General features: G+C 61.8%; 19 protein-coding genes, 1 tRNA gene and 1 pseudogene. 7 read left to right on the forward strand and 14 right to left on the reverse strand.

Annotated features, from left to right (window positions below; translation table 11 throughout):
• Nucleotides 1-48 precede the first annotated feature (48 nt).
• Nucleotides 49-1,833 (reverse strand): acyl-CoA dehydrogenase, encoded by a 1,785-nt coding sequence (locus Q8R73_RS25440; RefSeq protein ID WP_305722300.1) that lies wholly within the window; start codon nucleotides 1,831-1,833, stop codon nucleotides 49-51.
• A gap of 301 nt (nucleotides 1,834-2,134) precedes the next feature.
• Between Q8R73_RS25440 and Q8R73_RS25445 the strand changes: the two genes are divergently transcribed.
• A tRNA-Gln gene (locus tag Q8R73_RS25445) sits at nucleotides 2,135-2,209 on the forward strand.
• A 228-nt stretch (nucleotides 2,210-2,437) separates the two neighbouring features.
• Here Q8R73_RS25445 and Q8R73_RS25450 read toward each other — a convergent pair.
• From Q8R73_RS25450 to hisD, 5 genes are all read right to left on the reverse strand, one after another.
• Nucleotides 2,438-3,517: an ABC transporter ATP-binding protein gene (locus Q8R73_RS25450; protein ID WP_305722301.1), complete on the reverse strand. Its 1,080-nt coding sequence runs from the start codon at nucleotides 3,515-3,517 to the stop codon at nucleotides 2,438-2,440.
• A 21-nt stretch (nucleotides 3,518-3,538) separates the two neighbouring features.
• Complete coding sequence (locus Q8R73_RS25455; RefSeq protein ID WP_305722302.1) at nucleotides 3,539-4,438, reverse strand: carbohydrate ABC transporter permease; 900 nt, start codon at nucleotides 4,436-4,438, stop codon at nucleotides 3,539-3,541.
• Nucleotides 4,435-5,337: a carbohydrate ABC transporter permease gene (locus Q8R73_RS25460; RefSeq protein WP_305722303.1), complete on the reverse strand. Its 903-nt coding sequence runs from the start codon at nucleotides 5,335-5,337 to the stop codon at nucleotides 4,435-4,437. The genes Q8R73_RS25455 and Q8R73_RS25460 overlap by 4 nt, the downstream gene beginning before the upstream one ends.
• 54 nt (nucleotides 5,338-5,391) lie before the next feature.
• Nucleotides 5,392-6,783 (reverse strand): ABC transporter substrate-binding protein, encoded by a 1,392-nt coding sequence (locus tag Q8R73_RS25465; RefSeq protein ID WP_305722304.1) that lies wholly within the window; start codon nucleotides 6,781-6,783, stop codon nucleotides 5,392-5,394.
• A gap of 88 nt (nucleotides 6,784-6,871) precedes the next feature.
• Nucleotides 6,872-8,167, reverse strand: a complete 1,296-nt coding sequence (gene hisD, locus Q8R73_RS25470; RefSeq protein ID WP_305722305.1) for a histidinol dehydrogenase — start codon at nucleotides 8,165-8,167, stop codon at nucleotides 6,872-6,874.
• Nucleotides 8,168-8,264: 97 nt separating this feature from the next.
• On the opposite strand from hisD, the gene Q8R73_RS25475 reads away from it, so the two are divergent.
• On the forward strand, nucleotides 8,265-9,305 hold the full coding sequence (locus Q8R73_RS25475) for a substrate-binding domain-containing protein (protein ID WP_305722306.1): 1,041 nt from the start codon (nucleotides 8,265-8,267) through the stop codon (nucleotides 9,303-9,305).
• 609 nt (nucleotides 9,306-9,914) lie between these two features.
• Nucleotides 9,915-10,898: a VOC family protein gene (locus tag Q8R73_RS25480; protein ID WP_305722307.1), complete on the forward strand. Its 984-nt coding sequence runs from the start codon at nucleotides 9,915-9,917 to the stop codon at nucleotides 10,896-10,898.
• A 30-nt stretch (nucleotides 10,899-10,928) separates the two neighbouring features.
• Here the strand turns inward: Q8R73_RS25480 and Q8R73_RS25485 are convergent, their stop codons facing one another.
• From Q8R73_RS25485 to Q8R73_RS25515, 7 genes are all read right to left on the reverse strand, one after another.
• On the reverse strand, nucleotides 10,929-11,537 hold the full coding sequence (locus tag Q8R73_RS25485; protein WP_305722308.1) for a hypothetical protein: 609 nt from the start codon (nucleotides 11,535-11,537) through the stop codon (nucleotides 10,929-10,931).
• A 96-nt stretch (nucleotides 11,538-11,633) separates the two neighbouring features.
• The gene (locus Q8R73_RS25490; protein ID WP_305722309.1) at nucleotides 11,634-12,482 is read right to left on the reverse strand and encodes a phosphodiesterase; all 849 of its coding nucleotides are present in this window, start codon (nucleotides 12,480-12,482) and stop codon (nucleotides 11,634-11,636) included.
• Nucleotides 12,479-13,303: a phosphodiesterase gene (locus Q8R73_RS25495; protein WP_305722310.1), complete on the reverse strand. Its 825-nt coding sequence runs from the start codon at nucleotides 13,301-13,303 to the stop codon at nucleotides 12,479-12,481. Before Q8R73_RS25495 ends, Q8R73_RS25490 begins: the two co-directional genes overlap by 4 nt.
• A gap of 83 nt (nucleotides 13,304-13,386) precedes the next feature.
• Complete coding sequence (locus Q8R73_RS25500) at nucleotides 13,387-14,670, reverse strand: ABC transporter substrate-binding protein (protein WP_305722311.1); 1,284 nt, start codon at nucleotides 14,668-14,670, stop codon at nucleotides 13,387-13,389.
• A gap of 33 nt (nucleotides 14,671-14,703) precedes the next feature.
• Nucleotides 14,704-15,540 (reverse strand): carbohydrate ABC transporter permease, encoded by an 837-nt coding sequence (locus Q8R73_RS25505; RefSeq protein ID WP_305722312.1) that lies wholly within the window; start codon nucleotides 15,538-15,540, stop codon nucleotides 14,704-14,706.
• Nucleotides 15,537-16,379, reverse strand: a complete 843-nt coding sequence (locus tag Q8R73_RS25510) for a carbohydrate ABC transporter permease (RefSeq protein ID WP_305722319.1) — start codon at nucleotides 16,377-16,379, stop codon at nucleotides 15,537-15,539. The genes Q8R73_RS25505 and Q8R73_RS25510 overlap by 4 nt, the downstream gene beginning before the upstream one ends.
• 97 nt (nucleotides 16,380-16,476) lie before the next feature.
• On the reverse strand, nucleotides 16,477-17,637 hold the full coding sequence (locus Q8R73_RS25515) for an ABC transporter ATP-binding protein (RefSeq protein ID WP_305722313.1): 1,161 nt from the start codon (nucleotides 17,635-17,637) through the stop codon (nucleotides 16,477-16,479).
• A 193-nt stretch (nucleotides 17,638-17,830) separates the two neighbouring features.
• On the opposite strand from Q8R73_RS25515, the gene Q8R73_RS25520 reads away from it, so the two are divergent.
• The 4 genes from Q8R73_RS25520 to Q8R73_RS25535 all read left to right on the forward strand — a co-directional run bounded on the left by Q8R73_RS25520 (nucleotide 17,831) and on the right by Q8R73_RS25535 (nucleotide 21,431).
• Nucleotides 17,831-18,685: a LysR family transcriptional regulator gene (locus tag Q8R73_RS25520; protein ID WP_305722314.1), complete on the forward strand. Its 855-nt coding sequence runs from the start codon at nucleotides 17,831-17,833 to the stop codon at nucleotides 18,683-18,685.
• Nucleotides 18,686-18,888: 203 nt separating this feature from the next.
• On the forward strand, nucleotides 18,889-19,944 hold the full coding sequence (locus Q8R73_RS25525) for a glycosyltransferase family 1 protein (RefSeq protein ID WP_305722320.1): 1,056 nt from the start codon (nucleotides 18,889-18,891) through the stop codon (nucleotides 19,942-19,944).
• Between the two features lie 59 nt (nucleotides 19,945-20,003).
• Nucleotides 20,004-20,693: a class I SAM-dependent methyltransferase gene (locus Q8R73_RS25530; protein ID WP_305722315.1), complete on the forward strand. Its 690-nt coding sequence runs from the start codon at nucleotides 20,004-20,006 to the stop codon at nucleotides 20,691-20,693.
• A gap of 120 nt (nucleotides 20,694-20,813) precedes the next feature.
• Entirely contained in the window at nucleotides 20,814-21,431 is a 618-nt protein-coding gene (locus tag Q8R73_RS25535; protein ID WP_305722316.1) for a hypothetical protein, read from the forward strand.
• 111 nt (nucleotides 21,432-21,542) lie between these two features.
• On the opposite strand, the pseudogene Q8R73_RS25540 reads toward Q8R73_RS25535, so the two are convergent.
• Nucleotides 21,543-21,747 (reverse strand): annotated as a pseudogene (locus Q8R73_RS25540) (glutamate-1-semialdehyde 2,1-aminomutase); the annotation flags it as partial.

Here is a 21,747-nt window from a genome sequence, read left to right on the forward strand (position 1 = left end):
GGCGAGACCCGGTGGCGGGGTATGACGATGAGTGGCTGGCGGACTCCGCTACCCCAGCAACACCGCATCCGCGCCGTTCACCGCCTCGGCGCCGTCCATCACCGTGCGCTCCAGCGCGCTTGCCTGCACCGTGATGTTCTCGGCGAAGAACCGCGCCAGCGTGACGTAGCGCGCGGGATCGCCGGCGCCTTCGCCGGGGTCGCGGGCGGCCAGCGCTTCGCCGGCCAGCATGCAGCCGCCGAGCGTCGAACCGAACAGCCGCAGATAGGGCGTGGCACCCGCCAGCGCCTCGTTCGGCGCCGAGCCGACGCGCTCCAGCAACCATTGGCTGGTGCGTTCCAGCGCGCCCAGCGCGTCGCGCAGTTTTGCGCCCGTCGTGCCGAAGGCCGGGTCGTTGGAGGCCTCGACCTTGCTGACGATCCCCGAGAGTTCGCCGAGCAGGGCCCACACCGACGCGCCGCCATTGGCGGCGAGCTTGCGCGTGACCAGGTCGATCGACTGGATGCCGTTGGTGCCTTCATAGATCGCGGTGATCCGGGCATCGCGGTAATGCTGCGCGGCGCCGGTCTCCTCGATGAATCCCATGCCGCCATGGATCTGCACGCCGAGCGAGGAAACCTCGTTGCCGATGTCGGTGGAAAACGCCTTCGCGATCGGCGTCAGCAGCGCCGCGCGCGCGGTGGCGTCGGCGCGCGCTTTGGCGTCGGTCGCCCGCGCCGCGACGTCCATCGCGACCGCGGTGGCATAGCAGATGGTGCGCGCCGCGGCGGTCAGCGCGCGCATCTGCATCAGCATGCGCTTGACGTCGGGATGCACGATGATGGGGTCCATTCCGTCGCCCTTGTTGCCGGCGGCGCGGCCCTGGCGGCGCTGCTGCGCGAACGCCAGCGCCTGCTGGTAGGCGCGGTCGGCGATCCCGACGCCTTCGAGGCCGACGCCGAGCCGGGCCTGGTTCATCATCGTGAACATGCAGAGCATGCCGCGGTTTTCCTCGCCGATCAGATAGCCGACCGCGCCGCCATGGTCGCCCATCGTCATGGTGCAGGTCGGCGAGGCGTGCATGCCGAGCTTGTGCTCGACGCCGGAGGGATGGATGTCGTTGCGCGCGCCGAGCGAGCCGTCGGCATTGACCATGAATTTCGGAATCAGGAAAAGCGAAATGCCCTTGGTGCCCGCGGGGGCATCGGGCAATCGCGCCAGTACGAAATGCACGATGTTGTCGGTCATGTCGTGGTCGCCATAGGTGATGAAGATTTTCGTGCCCTTGATCCGGTAGCTGCCGTCGGGCGCGCGCTCGGCGCGGCTGCGCAGCGCGCCGACGTCGGAACCCGCCTGCGGCTCGGTGAGCTGCATGGTGCCGGTCCATTCGCCGGACACCAGCTTTTCCAGATAGATCGCCTTCAGTTCGTCGCTGCCATGGGCGTCGAGCGCCTCGATCGCGCTCAGCGTCAGCAGCGGGCAGAGCCCGAAGGCGATGTTCGACGCGCTCCAGATTTCGGTGCAGACGGCGTTGATCGCGAGCGGCAGGCCCTGGCCGCCGAACGCTTCGGGACCCGACACCGCGTTCCAGCCGGCCGCGATCCAGCGCTGATACGCATCGGGCCAGCCGGGCGCGGTGGTGACCTTGCCGGAATCGAGCCTGATGCCGTGCTCGTCGCCGACCCGGTTGAGCGGCGCCAGCACGTCGGAGGCGAATTTTCCGGCTTCCTCCAGCACGGCGGCGACGATGTCGCCGTCGAAATCGCCGTAATGGCCGGCTTTTACGGCGGCCTGCAGGCCGGCGCCGTGATTGAGGGCCAGCAGCATGTCGTTGACGGGCGCGCGGTAGGTCATGGCGGTGTCTCTGGCTTGTCGGAACGGGAATGGCGGGTGCCGTATTCCCACGAAACCCGCGCGCTCTCAACTCCCGGCCGGCGAAATCGGCGGGAACGGCGGAACGCGATGCCATGCCGTCCGGGCCGAAAGCCGCCGCTTCACCCCGAGGGACTACTCTATATACGGCCAAAGCGCGCCCACCCGGTTTCAGCCGGAAATTCGCCGGATAGGCGGTTGAAATGGCTCACCTCCCTCTATAGACCGGCGGTGCCGGAGGAACGCGCGGCGCGGCCGTGCCGCCGCGTTCCGGACGGCCTGTTGGGGCGTAGCCAAGCGGTAAGGCAGGGGATTTTGATTCCCCCATTCGGAGGTTCGATCCCTCCCGCCCCAGCCAGGCAGTGCGGCGTTCGGGCAGGCTTCCCGAGGAACGCGCGAACGGGTCCGAAATCTGGCTTTTGCGGGATTCCGTTTTGCCTCTGGACTTCCGCTTCGCCCGACTTGAGGTGAACCGGGGAGGTAGAGGCACGGGCGCAGATCGCTGGCGCTCGAATCGATTCCACAGTCGAGCTTGTTCAAGACAGTCGGCGCACAAAGCGGACATTCCCAATGTGCGCTCGGTCGGTCACCGCATTGCCTCCAGTACCGATTGTTCGGTCAGCTTGTCAAATACATGTACACTTGAGGTGTCAAACTCGACATGAACATTTTGACCGAGATGGATTTGTGAGTCAGCGCGAACCTGAACGCTGATGCGTTTTCTGTCCGCAATCTGCACTTCAATAAGTTTTTCTGAACCCAGCAGCTCCACCAGGGAAACAATCCCGGCCAGCGCATTTGGGCCAGCCGACGTTACGAAACTCAGATTCTGGGGACGAACGCCGATCACGACGTCGAGACCGGGAGCAATCCCTCGCGTGAGTGGGGGTAGGGGCAGCGCTGCCTCGCTAATTCTGAACCGTCCGGAATCAATCTTGCCTTCAAGGAAGTTCATCGGCGGGCTGCCGATGAAGCCCGCGACAAAGAGATTGGCCGGCTTGCTGTACACCTCTTCAGGCGTGCCGAACTGCTGCACGACGCCTTTATGCATGACGGCGATCAAATCCGACATGGTCATCGCTTCTAGCTGATCATGGGTGACGTATACGGTAGTTGCGTTCAGATCGAGATGAAAGCGGCGTAGCTCGCCGCGCATGGTCACGCGCAGTTTCGCGTCAAGATTGGAGAGTGGCTCATCCATAAGAAAGATATCCGGCTTGCGCACCATGGCGCGGCCAAGCGCCACGCGCTGCCGCTGGCCACCGGACAATTGCCCGGGCTTTCTGTCGAGCAGGTGGTCAATCTCCAGGATGCGGGCAACGCGTTCAACCGCGCTGTCGACTTCCGTTGCCGGCGTCTTGCGGACTCGCAAGCCGTAGCCGAGGTTCTTTCGGACCGTCATCTGCGGATAAAGCGCGTAGGATTGAAACACCATCGCAATGTTGCGGTCCCGCGGCGCGAGCCGGTTGACTTCGCGATCACCGAAATAAATGCTTCCGGCGGAGATATCCTCGAGGCCGGCTATCATGCGAAGCAGCGTCGTCTTTCCGCAACCCGACGGTCCCAGCAGGGTAACGAACTTGCGGCTTGGAAAGACCAGATCCACGTCCTTGAGGACCGGGACGGCGCCGAAGCTCTTGTTGATGCGTTGTAATCTGACGTCCATGTCGTCCAAACTTTCCCTGTCTCAACCCTTGACCGCGCCGGCGCCGAAACCAGCGACCAGATGACGTTGCAGGGCCATGAACAGCACTGCCATCGGAACCGTCATCAGCACGGAGGCTGCCATCAGCAAACCCCAATCCACATGCGTCCCTTCGAAGAACAGCATGACCCCCACGGTGAGCGTCAGATTGTCCAGCGAGTTGATGAAGACACGGCCAAACAGGTAATCATTCCAGGAGACGATCATCGAGAAGATCGATGCGGCGATAATCCCAGGCATCGCGGTTGGCAGGACGACATTGGCGAAGACCTGATATCGCGATGCCCCGTCAATCAGCGCCGCTTCCTCGATCTCGATCGGAATCGAGCGCATGAAGGCCCACATCAGCCACATGCAGAAGGGCAGCGTGATGCAGACGTAGCCGAATACAAGGCTGAGCAGATTGTCGGTGAGTTCAAGCCGTACCATCATCAGGAACAACGGAAACACGAAGATGATCGAAGGAACCATGTAGCCGAGCAGGCTGAAATACGGGATCATGTTCCGACCCCAGTATCGGAAGCGCGTGAGGCTGTAGGCAGCCAATGTGGACACGACGATACTAATGAGCGTGGAGCCCGACGTCACGATCACGCTGTTGACGAACCACCGCGTGAAGAACTGGGCCGGTGTCGGTCCGGCCGCCTGGCTTTTCTCGCCTGTTTGATAATACTGCTGACGGCCGCTCAGCAGGGCTTCATAATTCTCGAATGTCGTCGAATGCGGAATCAGGGTGGGGGGAGTGGCGAATATTTCCGATTTCGGCTTCAACGACGTCGACAGCGCCCAGATCAGCGGGAAGCATACAGCGACTGTCACGGTGCACAGAAGCAGATAAAGCGCAGCCTTCTTCGTTGCCGACCAAAGCGTATAGCGGGTCACGTCGATTTCTCCTCGGTGCCGAATCCTGCGACGCGCAGATAAACGATGCTCCCGATCATAAGCATGATCATCATCACGACGCCCGTCGCCGCACCGACGCCGAGCCTCAGGCTGGCCATCGATTGTTCGAACGAATAGACCGCCAGATTGAAGGTCGACGTGCCTGGTCCACCTTTCGTCAGGAGGTAGATTTCCTCAAACTTGTTGAAGGTCCAGATCGTGCGGAACACGATCACCACAATCAGGACCTCGCGAAGCTGTGGCAGCGTAACGTCGATAAAACGGCGGAATGCGCCGGCGCCGTCCACCTTGGCGGCGTCGTACAGCTCCAGCGGCACCGCCTGCAGTCTCGCCAGTACGCAGATCACGACGAACGGCGTGTATTTCCAGACGTTGAGCATGATGGTGGACGCCATCGCCATCGTCGGTGTCGACAACCAGTAGATCGGCTCATTGATCAAGCCGATGGACAGGAGGCCATAGTTCACCACTCCGATTTCCGGATTGAATATCCATCGCCAGATCAGGGCGATGACGACGGTGGGCACGATGTAGGGAAACAGCAACATGCCGCGAAAGATCGCCATGCCGAACAGCTTGCGGTGAAGCAGCAGCGCAATGCCTACGCCAAAGACGGTCTGGAACAGGATCGAAAGGAGTGTCCAGATCGTTCCCTGGGTAAACGAACTCCAGAACAGCGGATCCGAGAAGATGAATTCGAAATTGGCCAGTCCGACATACGTAATCAGGTCGGGACGCAGCGGATTGTAGCTGAAGAACGCCATCCGGACCGCTTCGGCGATCGGATACACCATGAACACGAGTGCCATGACGACGAATGGCGCGATAAAGATCAGTCCGACCGCTCGATCGGAGGACAGGAAACTGAAGCGAGACATCACCATTCCGATTCAAGATGGCGCCGGGCAGCGCAAGCTGCCCGGCGAGATCATTCATCCAAACAAGCGGGCATTCTCGCGGCGAATGGTTTCCAGTTCCCGCGCACCCCATTTGGCGGCCTGCTGGGGAGTCTGGTTGTCGATGACGACCTTCTGGACCGTCTGCGCCAGGATGGAGCGGCCGTGGACATATCCCGCAAGCGGGTTGACGCCTTGCAGGAGCTCATTGGCCGTGCTGCTGGAGTTCACCAGGGAGCTCTTGAAATAGGTATCCACCGTCTTCGGCTTCGACTTGTAGAACGGATGATTCTTCAGCTCTTCCGAGTTGGCGATATCCTTGTAGGTTGGCGCCACGTTCGGCATCAGGGAATGGCAGTACTTGATGAGCCATTCCTTGCTGGTCTGCTGATAAAGCAGCGCCTGCTTGACTTCCTCGATATAGGGATTGTTCTGAGCCGGAATGCACCAACCCTGGAAGTCGTTCCAGTTGCTGCGTCGATTGGTTTTCGGGTTTCGGGCGTGATTGAATGCTTCGGTTGCTTCGAAGATCGGCTTGGCTTCCTCCGCGGCGCGGCCCAGCGTGCGACCCCAATAGAAGCTCATGGCCGTTTGGCCGGTAACATGCGCGTCCACCACCTGGAGGAAGCTGTACTCGACCGCCCCCTTCGGCATATAGGGCTGCAACTCCTTCACGAAAGTCAATGCTTCGACGGTTTCCGGGCTGTCGAACGCCACTTCGAACTTGTTCGACGCATCGAACATTCGGCCACCGGCCGCATGCAGCAGGGCCGCGAAATGGTAATCCGTGCAGAGATTGCGGCCGAGCGCCATGCAGAAGCCGGCCATGTTCTGCTTCTTCTGCGTGATGGTCCTGGCGGCGTTCAGGAGATCGTTCCAATCCCAGGTATCGGGATCTTTCAAACCGAGTTCCTTCACGATATCCATTCGAACCAGCAACATATGGGGCTGGTGATGGGCCGGGATGACGTACTGCTTGCCCTTCCAGTTACCCCAGTATTCCCACTTCACGCCCTCGACGAGACGGTCGCGTCCGATCTTGTCAACCATATCATCGACCGGAAGCAGCAAGCCTTCAGCCATCATCTGCATTGCGATCGGCGACTCGACGCTGATGAGCGATGGCGGGCGGCGGGCCGCGAGATCCGTCATGAGCTTGACGTAGACGCCATCCCACGGAATGCTTTCGATCTCGAATTTCAGGCCGGGCGCATTCTTTTGCGCCCATTCATTCATCGCGGCAACACCTACGCCGCCGTAAGGTCCGGGCTCACCCCAGACGCGCACTGTCCCGGTTTTCGTGCTCTGGGCGGACGCGGCTCCAGCGCCAAATAGCCCCTTTGCACCAATTCCAACCGCAGCAGCTCCGCCCAGAAAACCTCGCCTGTCGAGCAGCATTCGAGAAGACGTCTTGTCTTTGCTTGTCATCGATTCCTCCCTGGATTTTCAGCTCCGATTTACGCTTCCGTTGTTTCGGAAGATCGCCTTTGAAACGCCTGCTTGCCGCGGCTGGACATCAGGCCGCACTCCCGTCGCGACGCCGTTGCGCATATCGCTGCTGTCGGACGGTCGCGGTAATTTCATGCGCCAGCATTCCCTCGCTGGCGCACATGCGGCCCATGATCGGAGCGATGCGTTCGCTCGCTTCCGGTGTCAGCCGCTGGTAGGTCACGGTCTTCAGGAATTTTCCGACCCACAGGCCACCGGTGTAACGCGCAGCACGGCCGGTCGGAAGGGTATGGTTGGTGCCAACCCCCTTGTCACCGTAGGCAACCGTACTTTCCTCGCCGAGAAACAGGCTGCCGTAGTTCCTGAGATGGTCGAAATAGTACTGGTTGCGCCGCGTCAGCACCTCCAGATGCTCCGGCGCATACTGGTCGCTCAGTGCGATGGCCGCATCATCGTCCTCGACGACGGCAACCTCGCCCCAGCGCTTCCAGGCAGCCCCGGCAATGGCGGCCGTCGGCAAGGTGAGCAATTGCCGCTCGATCTCGGCGATGACCTCGCGCCCCAACTTCCGAGATGTCGTAACCAGCCACGCGGGGCTGTCAGGCCCGTGCTCGGCCTGTCCCAGCAGATCCGTGGCGACAAGCGCGGGATCTGCGCCGTCGTCGGCAATCACGAGAATCTCCGTGGGGCCGGCGGGAAGGTCAATGCCGACGAGTCCGAACAGCTGACGCTTGGCCTCGGCTACGAATTGATTTCCGGGCCCGGTGACCATGTCAACCGGACGCATTCCCACCCGGCCGAAAGCCATCGCGGCCAGTGCCTGCACGCCGCCGATGGAATAGATCTCGGTAGCGCCCGACTCGGCGAGCGCATAGAGTGTCGGCGGAAAAATGCCCTTGCCTTCACGCGGGGGAGCCGCACCGATGATGTGATTGACACCCGCAACGGCAGCCGTCGCGACGCTCATGATCGCGGCGGAGATCAGCGGATATTTGCCGCCGGGAATATAACATCCGACCGTATCGACTGGAATGATCTTCTGGCCGAGCGTGATTCCATTTCCGAACTCGGCTTCAAACTCCGATAGCGACTCTCGCTGACGCTTTGCAAAGTCGGTCACCTGCTTCTTGCAGAAGGCGAAGTCTTCCTTGAAGACGGGGCTCATGGCCTTTCGCGCGGAAGCAATCTCGTCATCCGACACCTGAAACCCGGCAGCCTGCCAGCCATCGAGATCCCGGGCGTAGCGGCGAACGGCGTCATCCCCGTTCTGCTCGATGTCGGCGATCATGATCCGTACCCGATCCACGAGATCGCGATTGTCCTGCCGGGATTGATGCTCTGCGCGCTTTAAATAGTCGACCATCGGTTCTTGCCTCGACCGCTATCCTGATGTAACCGGTTACATAAAAGCTGGTCTGATAATCCTTGTCAACATCGGGTCTTTGCTTTCTGTTGCGCGGATGAAAGACGCACCGAAATCAGTGACGATCCGCTGGCTAGCTCATCAGGCGGGGGTATCGGTCGCGACCGTCAGCCGGGCGCTTCGCCATCCCGAAACGGTTGCACCGCAAACGCGGGAACGGATCCTGAAACTCGTCAACCGGCATCAGTTTGTCCCCGACGGGCGCGCTGCAACATTCTCCTCGAAGCGCACGGGGGTGATTGGCCTGATCATTCCGACCATTTCAAATTCGATTTATGCGGAATTCACCGAGGCGATCCAGAGCCGCCTTCAGGCCGCCGGCCTGAGCCTTCTAATCGCGAATGCGAACTATTCGGCTGAAGCCGAGCGCGATATCATCCGCAAGCTGATTGAAAGCCGTGTCGAGGGACTTATCCTGACGGGCTACAAGCGCGACGCCGCGCTTTATGATTTGTTGCGTCATTATCGCATTCCCTTCGTGGTAACCTGGTCGACGAGTCCCAAGGCGTCGATTCCATCGATTTCCTTCGACAATCGCGCGGCGGCGGCCGAAGCCACCGAAATGCTGATCAAGCTCGGACACCAGCGTATCGGGCTAATCTGCGGCATCACCGGCGTCAACGACCGCGCCGCACAACGGTTCGAAGCCTACCGTTCCGTGCTCGCGCGCTACAAGATTCCGTTCGACGCGGAACTGGTGTCGGAGCAGCCTTTCGAAATCGAGGTGGCCGCAGATGCCGCAACCCGGCTCGTCACTCTAACGAACCCGCCGACCGCCCTGTTCTGCGCAAACGACATTCAGGCGCTTGGTGCGTTGTTTGCCTGCCAACGACTGAAAATCCGTGTGCCGAAGGACATTTCTATTATCGGCTTTGACGATCTTCCGATCGTGAGAGTGGTGAGCCCTCCGCTCTCAAGCGTTCATGTGCCGGCCAGACGGATGGGGCATGCAACAGCGGATGCCCTGATCGGCGCGGCGCGCAAGAATATCCCGGTGAAGAGCCAGATCATCGGCACAGAGTTGATCATGCGCGGCAGTACCATGCCGCTCGTACCTGCGCGAACCAGACCTCCTTAGGACAAGGTCACCTGCGGCGCGCCCTCCAGTAGACTGATCCGGGTGATCACCAAATACCAGCTGTTTTGGGCTGATTTGGACAGTGGCGCGGCGAGCGGTAGTTTCCCATGAATGATAGATTCTGGCGCAAACGGGACCCATAGATGTCCCAATGCCGGATAGCAAAGTCATTTGGCCCATCGATCCTGCTCGTGCCACGATAGGGACAACAGCTTTGGGTGCAGGGAAATTAGCGAACTTGGTTGCTCAGAGACGAGACGCGTTGTCAGAATGTGCTGCATTGCAGCCACTTCCGCCGAGGGATTTTTGTGTGGAGACGGGGGCGATCCGCACTGCGATACCAGCCAGGCAGCGCAGCGCTATCGCTTTGTCCCAGAAACTGAGAATTACCGGGTGGAAGTGGATTTCGAGCAGCTTTTACGAACGGCCAAGTCTGAACACGCCGTATCGGGCGCCGGAATTGCAGCACCCTCTCGACGATAACGGTCAGCCACTCGAAGGGGCGAAGCGCTGCAAAAGCAAAAATGTACGGTAGGATGACGCTGCGCCGGTACCAAATTCGAAGTGGTCGGGGCAATTCTCGAAGCGTGATCCCCGGGAGAAAATGGCATGGAAATCACCGCGCTGGGCTATATCGGGATCCAGTCCTCGCAACTGGACCAGTGGAGCCGGATGGCGACCAGTCTGCTCGGGATGCAGCGGGTCGATCGCGGCGGCGGCATGCGTGCCTTCCGCATGGACGACCGCAAGCAGCGGCTGATCGTCGATGGCAGCGGAGATGCCGGATTGGTCGTGATGGGCTGGGAAGTCGCAACGGGCGCCGAACTCGACCGTCTTGCCGGCCGGCTTGACGATCACGGCTTCGAGGTTATCAGCGGATCGCGCGCGCTGGCGGACGAGCGGCACGTGGCGGAGCTGATCCGGTTCACGGATCCCGCGGGCAATCCGCTCGAAGCGTTCTGCAAGCCGGAGCTTGCCTCCGATTCCTTCAGGCCCGGGCGGCCGATCTCGGGCTTCCGGACCGGCGCGCTCGGGATGGGGCATGCGGTCCTGAACGTGGAGGAGGTCGAGCCGCTGCTGCCGTTCTATCGCGATCTGCTCGGCTTCAAGGTGTCCGACTTCGGACTTGCGCCCTACAAGCTCTATTTCTTTCACGTCAACGGCCGCCACCACAGCTTCGCCATGGTGGGCTCCGGGCGGAAGGCGCTGCATCATTTCATGGTCGAGGTCGGTGGCCTCGACGACGTCGGGCAGGGCTATGACCTCGCGCAGCTGGAGGAGGGCCGCATTGCCTATACGCTGGGGCGCCATACCAACGATCACATGACGTCGTTCTACGTCAACACGCCCTCGGGCTTCTTCATCGAATATGGCTGGGGCGGGCGCGTCATCGATCCTGCGACGTGGCAGCCGCATGAGACCTTCGACGGACCCTCGCTATGGGGGCACGAGCGCCTGCACATGCCCGAGGAACAGCGCAGGCGGATGCAGGAGATGCGGCTGTCAGCCGGGGCGCGCGGCGTTCGGGTGCCCGATCCGAACGTGCCGCCGCTGAACTGCCCGTGGCTCGAGGGGGTGATTGCCCGGGAATGAGCAGATTTTCGACAGCGCGATGCCGGCGCCTCAGCCCTTGGGAGCGGAATCCCTCAACGCGTTCGATGTGGCGTGGTTGGCCTCGTCGAACGCCTTGCGTGATTCCGTCAGAGCCGCGCTCAGCACCGACCAGGAGGCGCTTCCGGCCTGTTTGAGTTTCTCGAGTCGCCCTTCGGCCTCGGAGGCGTCAGACTTCATTTGTTTCAGCGCGGCATCGAGATCGGCGCGCCCCGCGGCTGCCACCTGGCCCGCCGCGTCGTGGAACTTGTCCGCTGCCTCGCGCCAGGCCCTGGCCTGTGCGGCAGCGATGTCCTTGAAGGTGGCCTGCTGCTGTTCGATCTGCTTGCCGGCACTTTCGAAGTAGGCTTTGACCTGGGCTTCGAATCCGTTCCACTGCGGCTCCAGGTCTGCCTTGGCGCGCTCCCAGGCGGCTTCGCCGGCTTCGACCTGGGCCTTCAGCGAGGTCTGAAATTCATCGCGCCGCTGTTTCAGATCGGCGATCAACTGGTCGCCCTTCACCTTGGTGTCGGCGCTTGCCTGCGTCGCCTTTTCCTCGATCGATGCCAATGCGGCATCCATCTCGTCAATCCGCTCCTTGGCCCAATTCAGGTAAAAATGCACACTGCTATGCTCCGGCATTACGGTCTCCCTTGATAGGCGTTCGAGTTATCATTCTCGAACCCGGCACTGCTCACGTTGATCTGAGTCAATTTCATCGTTGCGGTGGGCCGCAACCTAGCCCGTTGCATCGGCCAGTTCGCGGGGTGATTGAGAGCTCTGGGCCTTCGGGCCATGGAGCGAAAAGGCCGGACCATCGTAGAGAAACGAGCATTGGTGGATGACGATATTTCCCCGGTCCACGGTCACGAGCGCGTAGTCGGGAGCCTCATGCGTTCCCGGAATGTGTCCCTCGGTTTCGAAATCGAAGGCGACCTGATGGGTCAGCGCGCGCTGGATATGGAACGGTACGCCGCGCCAGGTGCCGGCGATCGGCCGATGCAAGTGGCCCATGAACATGTAGTCGGGCCTGCGCGTGCGGGCGATGACGTCCCATTCGGCCTCGCCATTGGCGAGCTTGATGGTGTCCATGTAGCGCAAGCCGCTGTCGAACGGCGGATGGTGCTGGAACAGCAGCAACGGCCGGTCGGCCGGCGCGGAGCCGAGCGCCTCGGCCAGAAAGCCCAGCCGCGCTTCGCACAGGATGCCGGCATGGTCCGGTGTCTCTTCGTTCAACGTATCCAGCGTGACGATCGTCGCGGCGTCGAAATGGTGTACGCCCTGGACGAATCCGCCGCCGTCGCGATCGGCGCCGGGAAATGCCTCCCGGAAGGCATCGCGCTTGTCGTGGTTGCCCATCATCAGGATGGTGGGGGCGTGAAGTCCGGCGAGCACGCCGGCGAGGCTGGCATAGGCTGCCCGTTCGCCCCAATGGGCAAGATCGCCCGACACGACGACAAAGGAAATGTCGTCGTGCGTTGCGTTGATCTTCTCGACGGCGACCGCGAGGCGCTCGGCCGGATCGAGTCCGTAGAGCCTGGTGCCGCGCGGTACGAAGTGCGTGTCGGTGAGAATGACGAATTTCATCGCTGCATGGTCTCCCGGTCCCACATGGCAAAGTCCGGAGACTCCTCGGTCCGGATAGCGCCCTGGTAGCCGAATTCCACCATGTGCACGGTGACGTAGTCCGGCCCCACGAACGCGACGCCATAGGCTTCCGGCAGATCCGAGGCGCTCAGCATGAGCTTCTCCGAAAACAGCGGGAAGCTCGCATGGTTGGTGCCTCGCAGGGAGGTGGCGGGGACGCCGGCCACCGAACCGCCGAGCGGCAGATGGCAGTGGCCGAAGAAAATGTGCCGGATCCGGTCGCGATACCGCCCGACGATCTGGCGGAATGCCGCGTCGTCGAGCAGCCGGATCTGGTCCATCGGGCCGAGATGCGTCGGCATCGGATTGTGATGCATGAACAGTAGATGCGGCCCGTCATGCTCGAACAGCTGTTGCTCCAGCCAGTCCTGCCGTGGCGCGCAATAGCGGCCGGCATGGGTCCGCGGCTCGGTCGTGTCGAGAAACAGGCAGCGCCCCGCGGCGGTATCCAGCAAGCCCTGCGCGAAACCGTCGGACTCGGCGTATTCGGGGAATACGCCGAGAAATGCCGCGCGATTGTCGTGATTGCCGATGCAGAGACGAACCGGGAGTGGAAAGCTGTCCAGCCGGCTCCGCAGCCATTCGTAATCCGCCCGGTCGCCCCAATCGGAGAGGTCGCCAGTGATCACCATCAGTTCGGCGTCGCTGTGGTCGGCCAGAACGTGCCGGAGCGCGCGCTCGAAATTATAACGGGGATCGCGGCCGCCGATGGTGTTTCCGGGCGCAGTCAGATGGATGTCACTCATATGGATGAGCTTCATGATGAACCTCGCTGGTATGAGAAGCGGGGCGCCGTGGCGCCCCGCCGGGTTGGGTAGGTCGAACGCGATGCCGGGATCCGAAATCAGCGTGCGGAGCCGACCGATTTAGGCAGCAGCTTCTGCACATCGGCGGTCATGTCGGCCAGCACGGCATCCGGTTCCTTGGTGCGGGTTCCCGAAATGATGGTGTTGAGATGGTCCTTGATGACGTCGGTGATCTTCAGGCCGTTGTCGCCGGGAAACGCGTACCACTTGGTCAGGAACGGCAATTGCCTGACCGCGGTGTAGTTGTTCGGATTCTTGACGTAGAAATCCTTCAGGTAGACGTCGTTGGCGACCTTGTTCGGGGGCATGTAGCCGGTGGTTTCGGCCATGATCGCCGCACCCTTCGCGCCGGTCCAGAACTTCACCACTTCCCAGGAGGCGTCGCGCTTGGCCTTGTCCTTGGCGAGGATCATCACCACATTGCCGCCGGCGGGCAGCCGGCCCTTGCCGGCCACGACATCGGGAAAGGTATGGGTCTTCAGCTTGAACTTGTCGCCGACCATCTGCGTCACCTTGTTAAGGTCCGAGGTGGAGGTGACGTGGATGCCGGTCTTGCCGGCGGCGAACGCCGCGCGCATCGAAGGCTGGTCGAGGTTGGGCATGCCGGCCTCGGTGACGAGACGCGCGAGGGTCCGGATCGCGAACTGGCCTTCGGGGCCGTCGAAGGCCACCTTGGTTTCGTCGGCGTTGAGCATCGAACCGCCGCGTGCAAACACCGGCGCCTGCCACAGCCAGTTGCCGGTGATGTCCCAGGCATAGGTGATGCCGTTGACGTCGGGCGAACCGGCCTTGATCTTTTTGGCGAGATCGATGATGCCGTCCCACGTCACCGGCAGGTTTTCCGGATCGGCGCCGGCCTTTTTGGCGAGGTCGAGGTTGACATAGACGATCGGCAGCGAGATCGCGAACGGCAGCGCGTAGACCTTGCCGCTCGCGGTTCCGATGTCGAACATCGCCTGGTGGAATCCCTGCTTGTCGAAATCCTTCTCCGCGGCGATATAGCCGTCGAGCGGCGCCGGGATGCTCTTGTCGACGAGAACGCGGATGCGGTTGAGGCCCTGGAAGCTGACATCGGGCATCTGGCTGGTCACCGCTTCGCGGAGCACGCGCTGGGTGCCGTCCTCGTAGGATTCGTAAGGCGCGCGCATCGACACCTTGATGTCGGGTCGGACCTTGGCGAACTCTTCGGCGATCTTCTTGTGGGTTTCGGTGAACAGTTCCGGGTAAGGATACTGCAGCACCACTTCAGTCTGGCTCTGGGCGTGGGCGCCGGCTGCGCCGGCAAGCACGGCGAGTGCGGCGACGGTCAGTCTTTTCAACATCGATAGCTCCTTCGTTACGATTGCACCTGAGGTCTACTTGATACCGGTCAGCGTGATGCCCTCGATGAACCGGCGTTGGGCGAGCAGGAACGCGACGACGAGCGGCGCGATGATGACGATGGCAGCCGCCATCAACGGGCCGTAATTGGTGCCGGCTTCCTCGTTGCGGAAGGCGGCGACACCGAGCGGCGGCGTGCGCAGATGTTCGCTGTTCAGCACGATCAGCGGCCAGAAATAGTCATTCCAATGCGCGACCACGGAGAAGATGCCGAACGCGGTCAGGGCCGGAATTGCGGTTGGCAACATCACGCGCCAGACGATGCCGAATTCGGAAATGCCGTCCATCCGCGCGGCCTCGATCAGGTCGTCCGGCACGGTCTTGAAGAACTGCCGCATCAGGAAAATGCCGAATGCGGAGATCGTGAACGGCACGATCAGCGCGGCGTAGCTGTCGAGGATGCCGATCTGGTGAAACAGCAGGAACACCGGAATGGCTGTGGCCTGCGGCGGAATCAGGATGCAGAACAGCACCAGTGCGAACAGCACCTCGCGGCCGGCAAACCGCAGCTTGGCGAGCGCATAGGCGGCAGGCAGCGCAATCAGCACCTGCAGCACGAAGATCGACGCGGTGACCACCACGCCGTTGAGCAGGAAACGCCAGAGATTGGCCTTGCCGAAGGCGGTCGCAAGATTGTCCCACAGCGCGAAACTGTGCGGGATGAAGTGAATGCTCTTGCTGAAGATCTCGGTCTGCGGCTTCGAGGCGGTCGAGATCATCCAGAGAAACGGCAGCAGAATGAAAGCAGCGCCGCACAGCAGCAGCAGATGCCGGGCGACGGACCAGACGACGGTGCGATGGCGCGGTGTCATGTGTAATGCACCCCGCGGTTCGTCAGCGCCGACTTCACCAGCGTCAACAGCAGCACGAACACCAGGAACACCACGGTCAAGGCCGCGCCATAGCCGGAGCGGAAGAACTCAAAACCCTCGACATACATGGTGTGGATCAGCACTTCGGACGATTTCGAGGGACCGCCCTTGGTCAGAACGTGGACTGTGTCGAACACCTGAAACGAGCGGATCCCGGTGATGACGACCACGAACACCGTTGTCGGTCCCAGCATCGGCCAGGTCACCAGCCGGAACCGGGCCCAGGCGCCGTGCGCGCCGTCGATCTCGGCGGCGTCGTAAAGTTGCCGGGGGATCGAGACCAGGCCGGCGAGAAAGAGCACCATGTTGAAACCGAGCGCTTGCCAGATACCGATCACGCAAAGCGCATAGAGCGCGGTGCGCCGGTCCTGCAGCCAGCTGAAACCTTCCAGCCCGACGCCTTGCAGCAGACCGTTGATGAGCCCGAATTGCGGATGCAGCATGAATTCCCAGACGATGGACATCGCAATCAGCGTCGCCATGACCGGCAGGAAGTAGATGGTGCGATACCAGCTTCGCAAGGAAGAACCGCTCTCGATCAGCAGCGCCACGGCGAGCCCCAGCGCCACTGCCGCGGGCACCACGATCGCGACATAGGTCAGCGTGTTGCGCAGCGAGAGCCAGAACACCCTGTCGCCAAACATGTCCCGGTAATTGGCAAGGCCGATCCAGGAGAATGAGGGGCTTCCGAGCTGGTAGTCGGTGAACGACAGGGCGATGACGCCGAGCAACGGTCCGAGCAGCAACAGAAACATCAGGGTGAAGGCGGGCGCCACCATGGCCAGCGCAGGTCGCGCGGGATTTCGGCTCCGTGCCTGTGACGGTGCGACGGCGACCGCGCGGGGGGCAGACGGTATCGCGATGGCGGCGAGGGCGTCAGCCAAGGGCTTTCTCCCGCACGCGTTCGCTGCGTACCGGGGCAACGACCTCGATGCGTTTTCCGGCGGCGTCGAATACCCTGACTGCACTGGCTGGAAAGGCAAAGTCGATGGCGCTTCCGATCGTCGGAAGCTGCCGGTCGGGGTTGACGCGCGCGACCAGCGGCAGGTCGATCCGATCGACCTTGACGTGAACGAATGCTTCGGCGCCGAGGTTCTCCAGATGTGCGACGGTGCCGGAAATCGCGCCGGAGCCGGCGCCGGGCTCGACGCGCTCCGGCCGGACGCAGATCGAACAGCGCCCCGCCGGGGCAGAAGTCTGCAAACCGAGTGGCCGGCCCAGTACTTCCAGGCCGCCATCCGCGCGGACGAGGCCGGGCAGCACATTGATCTTGGGGCTGCCGACGAACTCCGCGACCCGAATATCCCCCGGGTTCTCGTAGACTTCGGCAGGCGTACCGATCTGGACGATGTCACCCTCGATCATGACGGCGATGCGGCTCGACATCGTCATCGCTTCGGCCTGGTCGTGGGTGACGTAGACGAAGGTGGCCTTCAGTTGGCGATGCAGTTGGGCGAGTTCCGCGCGCATATGGACCCGCAGTTTGGCGTCGAGATTTGACAGCGGTTCGTCGAACAGAAAGCCAACGGGCTCGCGCACGATGGCGCGGCCGACAGCGACGCGCTGGCGCTGGCCGCCGGATAGTTGTCCCGGCTTGCGCCTGAGCAGTGCGGAGAGTTCGAGCTGGGCGGCAACCCGCTCGACATCTTCCCTGATGCCGCGTTCGACGCGGGAGCGTTCGGGGAGCAGCCGGCCAACCACGGGCATGCGCGCCAGCGCGGAATGGCGCCGCATCCGCAGCGGCACGGCAATATTGTCGAACACGGTCAAATGCGGATACAGCGCGTAGGACTGAAATACCATCGCGAGGTTGCGCGCGCTCGGCCTGACGCCATCGACCGGAACGCCGTCAATGTGCACCTCGCCGGCACTCTGCGGTTCCAGACCCGCGATGATGCGCAACAAGGTCGACTTGCCGCAACCCGAGGGACCGATCAGCGCGATGAATTCGCCGTCTTCGATCGCCAGATCGATCCCCTTCAGAATCTCCGCCGAGTCGAATGTCTTGCGGACCCCGTTCAGTTCGATCCTTGCCATTTCACCGGTACCCCAATTGCATTGCAGCAATGGGCGATGATTAGGGGCGCCGCTTGACAGTCACATAACAGTCAAAGGGTTTGCCTATCTTCAATACAGGATTTTCCTTCCAGGCGTTGCCCGACGCGCCGGGCACCGCTCGACGCCGGAGGCTTGAATTGAAATGGCTTTGACGTCTTCGCGCGTGCGAGCCGTGAACGCGGTGTTCGAGGCTGGCAATTTTTCCGCTGCGGCAAGACGTCTCGGCGTCTCGCAGCCTTCGATTTCCCAACTGGTTCGCGAACTCGAGTCCGAGTTCGATGTCAGGCTTTTTGACCGGCATGGCCACAGCCTTGTGGCGACCCCGCTTTGCCGCCAGCTTTATGCGGCAACAAACCGAATTCAGGCGATGGAAGCCGACGCGGTCGCGATTCTTGAGCAGCGCGAGGAACTGGCGGGAGGCGAGCTTCGCGTGGGCCTGGGTAATTCGATGCCCGGGATGGCGCTGATTTCCGCATTCAAGGCGCTCTATCCGAAGATCCAGATCAGCGTGGAAATCGGCAACTGGTCGGACATCATGGCCGCCGTACTCGATCGACGCGTCGACGTTGCGGTGTTGCCCGAGGTGCCTCAGGATCGCCGTTTTCGTTGCGAGGTCTGCCTCAATCAGCGTGTCGTGGCGATTTGCCATCCCGGACATCGCCTCAATCAGCCGGGAGCGGTGTCGGTCGCCGACTTGACGCAGTACCCGCTGGTGTTTCGCAGCCGCAATTCCTCCACCCAACGCGTCGTGGACAGGGCTTTCCGCGCAGCCGGACTGCGGCTCGAGCCCGGCATTATCGTCAATACCCGTGAAGGCATGCTGGAAGCCGTGGCGAACCGGCTCGGTGTCGGATTCATATGGGAGCATGGCTCAAGCCGCGTCGACAGCATCGCCAAGGTGGTGGTGTCGGAGATGGACGTTGAAGTCCCCGAGTACATCTTTTCGCTGTTCGGTGCGAAGGGAAAGCTCGTGGAGTTGTTCTTTCATTCCCGCCATTTATTGCCGCAGGGCTCGAAACCGGAATAATGCGCGCCCGGTACGCATCCGTACAAATCGCAATTCCTCGACGGCAATGATCGCAAATGCGATTCGACTCAGGCGACTTGTGACAACCAGATGATGAAACAAGGCGAAAAGAATGATTGACGCGGCTGTGACGTCACACGCCTGAAATATCCTTGGCCGAACGTCGGGCATTGAGAATCACTGAAACTCCCGGGTTCACCGTCATGCGGATTTTAGTTGCGACCGACGCCTGGCACCCGCAGGTAAACGGCGTCGTGAGAACGTTGACCTCGCTGGCGCGCAGCGCCGCGACGCTCGGCGCGGAGATCGAATTTCTGACCCCCGACGGATTTCCGTCGCTTGCGGTCCCAACCTATCCGGGATTGCGGGTGGCGTGGCCAAACCGGCGCGAGATCGCGCGCCGAATCGAAGCGGCCTCGCCGGATGCCATTCACATCGCGACCGAGGGGCCGATCGGGTGGGCGGTGCGTGCCTATTGCCGCCGCCGCAAGCTGGCGTTCACGACGTCCTATACGACACGGTTTCCGGAATACATCGCGGTGCGCTCGGTCATTCCGGCATGGTTGAGCTATGCAGTGTTGCGGCACTTCCATGCCGCCGGTTCCATGACGATGGTGGCCACCTCATCGCTGCGGCAGGAACTGAGCGCTAGAGGGTTCCGGAAACTCGGCAACTGGACGCGCGGGGTCGACACCGATTTGTTCCGCCCCGACGATCCGGCCGAACTCGATCTGCCCAGACCGATTTTCATGACGGTCGGCCGCGTCGCCGTCGAAAAGAATCTCGAAGCGTTCTTGGCATTGAACCTGCCGGGATCGAAGGTCGTTATCGGGGGCGGGCCGCAGAGGGCGGAATTGGAGCTTCGCTATCCGCAAGCCAGATTCCTCGGCGAGAAAACCGGCAGCGATCTGACCTCGCATTTGGCGGCCGCGGACGTCTTTGTTTTCCCGAGTCTGACCGACACTTTCGGCGTTGTTCAGCTCGAGGCGCTGGCGTGTGGTACCCCGGTCGCGGCGTTTCCGGTCACGGGTCCGCTGGACGTGATCGCGGATCACCCCATCGGCGTACTGGATGAGGACCTGCGCCGCGCCTGCATCGGTGCCCTGAGCCTGTCCAGGGAAGCGTGCCGCCGCTTTGCGCTCGAACGTTCCTGGGAGAACAGCGCCAGGCAGTTCATCGGCAATCTGAGCGTCTTGCAACCGAGCCGTTCGCTGCGACCCGCCCGCCGCATGGCAGGCCAAAGTGCGGTTCAAGGCTAACAGGGAAGGCTGGCGGACAAAGCCGACCGGTCAATCATCACAAACGAGTTGGAGTTACCATGGCAGAAATCATCAAATTGGACGGTACCAGGCAGTTAGACTTCGACCGCGACACGGTCGAACAGGCCTACGATCGCTGGGCTCCGGTCTACGACCTCGTGTTCGGGGGCGTGTTCAGCAAGGGCCGTCGCGCCGCGATCCAGGCCACCAACGGTATCGGCGGCCGCGTGCTGGAGGTCGGCGTCGGCACCGGCATCTCGTTGCCGCAATACGGTTCTCACGTCCGCATCTTCGGAACCGATATTTCGGAGGCCATGCTGCGCAAGGCGAAGGCCCGAGTGGCGGATCTGCGCCTGAAGAACGTCGAGGGCCTCGCGGTGATGGACGCGGAGAAACTCGAATTTCCGGATTGTTCGTTCGACGTCGTGATGGCGCAGTATGTGGTGACCGCGGTGCCTAATCCGGAAGTCGCGCTGGACGAGTTCGCCCGGGTTTTGCGGCCCGGCGGTGAACTGATCCTGCTGAGCCGCGTCAGCGCCGATGCCGGGATGCGCCGCTTCATCGAGCAACGGCTGCAGCCGGTGGTGCGTCAACTCGGCTGGCGAACCGAGTTCGCCTGGTCGCGCTACGCGCAGTGGCTGGCAAGCGCGCACGGCATGGAATTGATCGAACGCCGCCCGGTGCCGCCCTTCGGCCATTTCTCGCTGATTCGCTTCCGCAAGACTGACGTCGCGGCGGCGGCCGCGTAGGCGCGCGCACAGGTTGTCAGCTGCGTTGCTGTTGTGAGACGTCACATGTCATTATGATGTCGTCACATGCCGGACATCGAATCTCGGTAAACACAATCGACCTACATTTTGGGGGAGACCATGATCAGTAACTTCCGCGAACAATTGCGAACGCAGCGGTGGGATGACCATCGTTACTACCACCACAGTCGCATTAACCAGAGCCTGCACTTTGTCAGTGCCGCCAGCTTTCTGATTGCGTATGCGCTGCTGTTCGTCGATCCGGTTGCCGCCGCGTTGATCGGCTGGCTGGTCTCGATGACCACGCGGCAGGCGGGTCACTTCTTCTTCGAGCCCAAGGGTTACGATCACGTCAACGACGCGACCCACGACCACAAGGAAGAAATCAAGGTCGGCTACAATCTGAACCGCAAGATCGTGCTGATGACGATCTGGGCGATTTCACCGCTGGTGCTGTTCCTCGATCCGACCCTGTTCGGAATTTTCGCGCCCTGGGAATCGCCGACCGACTTCATGCGTCAGGTCGCGAAGGTCTGGCTCGCGATCGGCATCGGCGGCCTGCTGTTCCGGACCATCCACCTGTTCTTCATCCGCGACGTCGAGACCGGACTGGTGTGGATGACCAAGATCCTGACCGACCCGTTCAGCGACCTCAAACTTTACTACAAGTCACCGCTGTACCTGCTGAAGGGCGAGTTGATAGATCCGGGCCTCGAAAAACACGTCAAGCGCGCCTGAATGCTTGAAAATCGTCATGCCCGGCCTTGTGCCGGGCATCCACGTCCTGGCGGTACAGCAAGGGAGACGTCGTTGGCCGGCACAAGGCTGACCGTTACGGAAAGTACATCTTCACTGCGGCCGTCGTCGCGTGATCATTTCCTTCAGGATCTGCCGGCGGATGGTCTTGTTGGTGAGCGCGGTGTCGCGGAACCACCAGCCATCCCGCTTCATTTTCTCAGCCGCGGCAACAAAACGGGCAGCGACCTCGGCAAAATCCGCATCGGTGTAGTTCAGGCTGAAGATCAGCCTGCCGGTGCCGACCCAGCTCAATGCC

This window comes from Bradyrhizobium sp. (assembly GCF_030697065.1).
GTDB lineage: Bacteria > Pseudomonadota > Alphaproteobacteria > Rhizobiales > Xanthobacteraceae > Bradyrhizobium.

Coding starts and splice junctions, on each gene's coding strand:
- Q8R73_RS25440 (WP_305722300.1), bottom strand. CDS start 1,833: ATGACCTACCGCGCGCCCGTCAACGACATGCTGCTGGCCCTCAATCAC.
- Q8R73_RS25450 (WP_305722301.1), bottom strand. CDS start 3,517: ATGGACGTCAGATTACAACGCATCAACAAGAGCTTCGGCGCCGTCCCG.
- Q8R73_RS25460 (WP_305722303.1), bottom strand. CDS start 5,337: ATGTCTCGCTTCAGTTTCCTGTCCTCCGATCGAGCGGTCGGACTGATC.
- Q8R73_RS25465 (WP_305722304.1), bottom strand. CDS start 6,783: ATGACAAGCAAAGACAAGACGTCTTCTCGAATGCTGCTCGACAGGCGA.
- hisD (WP_305722305.1), bottom strand. CDS start 8,167: ATGGTCGACTATTTAAAGCGCGCAGAGCATCAATCCCGGCAGGACAAT.
- Q8R73_RS25475 (WP_305722306.1), top strand. CDS start 8,265: ATGAAAGACGCACCGAAATCAGTGACGATCCGCTGGCTAGCTCATCAG.
- Q8R73_RS25480 (WP_305722307.1), top strand. CDS start 9,915: ATGGAAATCACCGCGCTGGGCTATATCGGGATCCAGTCCTCGCAACTG.
- Q8R73_RS25485 (WP_305722308.1), bottom strand. CDS start 11,537: ATGCCGGAGCATAGCAGTGTGCATTTTTACCTGAATTGGGCCAAGGAG.
- Q8R73_RS25490 (WP_305722309.1), bottom strand. CDS start 12,482: ATGAAATTCGTCATTCTCACCGACACGCACTTCGTACCGCGCGGCACC.
- Q8R73_RS25495 (WP_305722310.1), bottom strand. CDS start 13,303: ATGAAGCTCATCCATATGAGTGACATCCATCTGACTGCGCCCGGAAAC.
- Q8R73_RS25500 (WP_305722311.1), bottom strand. CDS start 14,670: ATGTTGAAAAGACTGACCGTCGCCGCACTCGCCGTGCTTGCCGGCGCA.
- Q8R73_RS25505 (WP_305722312.1), bottom strand. CDS start 15,540: ATGACACCGCGCCATCGCACCGTCGTCTGGTCCGTCGCCCGGCATCTG.
- Q8R73_RS25510 (WP_305722319.1), bottom strand. CDS start 16,379: ATGGTGGCGCCCGCCTTCACCCTGATGTTTCTGTTGCTGCTCGGACCG.
- Q8R73_RS25515 (WP_305722313.1), bottom strand. CDS start 17,637: ATGGCAAGGATCGAACTGAACGGGGTCCGCAAGACATTCGACTCGGCG.
- Q8R73_RS25525 (WP_305722320.1), top strand. CDS start 18,889: ATGCGGATTTTAGTTGCGACCGACGCCTGGCACCCGCAGGTAAACGGC.
- Q8R73_RS25530 (WP_305722315.1), top strand. CDS start 20,004: ATGGCAGAAATCATCAAATTGGACGGTACCAGGCAGTTAGACTTCGAC.
- Q8R73_RS25535 (WP_305722316.1), top strand. CDS start 20,814: ATGATCAGTAACTTCCGCGAACAATTGCGAACGCAGCGGTGGGATGAC.